Below are 1492 nucleotides of genomic sequence, written 5' to 3'. Positions count from 1 at the left end.
CGCTTCAAGCACCCGATCGTCGCGGTGACCGGCAACAGCGGCAAGACCACGGTCAAGGAGATGACCGCGCACCTGCTGGCGCCGCTCGGGCCGGTGCTGGCCACCGAAGCCAACCTCAACAACGACTTCGGCGCGCCGCTGACCCTTCTGCGCCTGAACGACGAGCACCGCGCCGGCGTGGTCGAGCTCGGCGCCAACCACCTGGGCGAGATCGCCTGGACGGCGCGGCTCACGGCGCCGGACGTGGCGATCATCACCAACGTGACCGGTGCCCACGTCGGTGAGTTCGGCGGCATGGGCCAGATCGCCCAGGCCAAGGCCGAGATCCTCGCCGGGCTCGGCGCCGACGGCGTCGCCGTGCTCAATGCCGACGATCGCTACTTCGCCACCTGGGCCGCGCTTGCAGCGCCTCATCGGGTGATCAGCTACGGTTTTTCGAGCGATGCGTGCGTCAGCGCCCGGGGCCTTTCCTGCGACCCGCAAGGGCGGTATGCTTTCACGCTCGTCGAAAACGGGGTGTCGCTTGGCGAGGTGCGCCTGCCGCTGCCGGGCCTGCACAACGTCAGCAACGCCCTGGCGGCGGCGGCCGCGGCACTGGTCCTCGGCGTCATGCCAGAGAACGTGCTGGCGGGGCTTGGATCGCTCGTGCCGCTCAAGGGCCGCTTGAGCGTCTTGAAGGCGAAAGGCGGCGCCACGCTGCTCGACGATACGTACAATGCCAACCCGGGCGCGATGAAGGCCGCTCTCGAGACCCTGAAAGCGTTTCCAGGGCCGCACTGGTGCGCGCTGGGAGCAATGGGGGAACTTGGCGAGGCCTCCGAGGCGCTGCACGCCGAGGTGGGCCGCATCGCCCGTGAGCTTGGCATCGACACGCTGCTCACCTGTGGTGACGCGGCTCGCATCATCAGCACTGCCCACGGTCGCGGGCAGCATTTCGACGACCACGAGACGCTTGCGCGTCATATCATCAATACGCTGCCGCCCGATGCCACGTTGCTGGTCAAGGGGTCACGCAGTGCGGGCATGGAAAGCGTCATTGCCGCGCTGCTCGGTTGAAACAGGGTAAACGCCGTTCATGTTAGTTCATCTGGCGAATTTTCTGGCGCAGTACCAGAGCGCCTTTCAGGTCTTCAACTACCTCACGCTTCGTATCATTCTCGCTGCGATCACCGCGCTGATGCTCTGCCTGTGGCTGGGGCCATGGGTCATCCGCCGCCTGGTAGAAGGCCAGATCGGCCAGGCGGTGCGCGACGACGGCCCGCAGTCGCACCTCTCCAAGGCCGGCACGCCCACCATGGGTGGGGCGATGATCCTGCTCTCGATCGCGCTCAGCACCCTGGTGTGGGGAGATCTCACCAACTACTACGTCTGGGTGGTGCTGGGCGTGACGCTGGGGTTCGGTGCCATCGGCTGGGTGGACGACTACCGCAAGGTGGTCGAGAAGAACCCGCGCGGGCTGCCCGCTCGCTGGAAGTACTTCTGGCAATCGGCT

The 1492-nt window shown here is 66.6% G+C and carries 1 protein-coding gene and 1 pseudogene; both read left to right on the top strand.

The window, feature by feature from the left end; all coding sequences use genetic code 11:
* Positions 1-1056 (top strand): UDP-N-acetylmuramoyl-tripeptide--D-alanyl-D-alanine ligase (gene murF / locus BIS11_RS17375; protein ID WP_253586698.1); only part of this gene is annotated, 1056 nt, incomplete at its 5' end.
* A gap of 19 nt (positions 1057-1075) precedes the next feature.
* Positions 1076-1492: pseudogene (locus BIS11_RS17370) on the top strand (phospho-N-acetylmuramoyl-pentapeptide-transferase); the annotation flags it as partial.

The sequence above is a fragment of the Halomonas sp. 707D4 genome (assembly GCF_024158685.1).
GTDB lineage: Bacteria > Pseudomonadota > Gammaproteobacteria > Pseudomonadales > Halomonadaceae > Vreelandella.
This window is presented reverse-complemented; position numbering and strand designations above follow the sequence as displayed.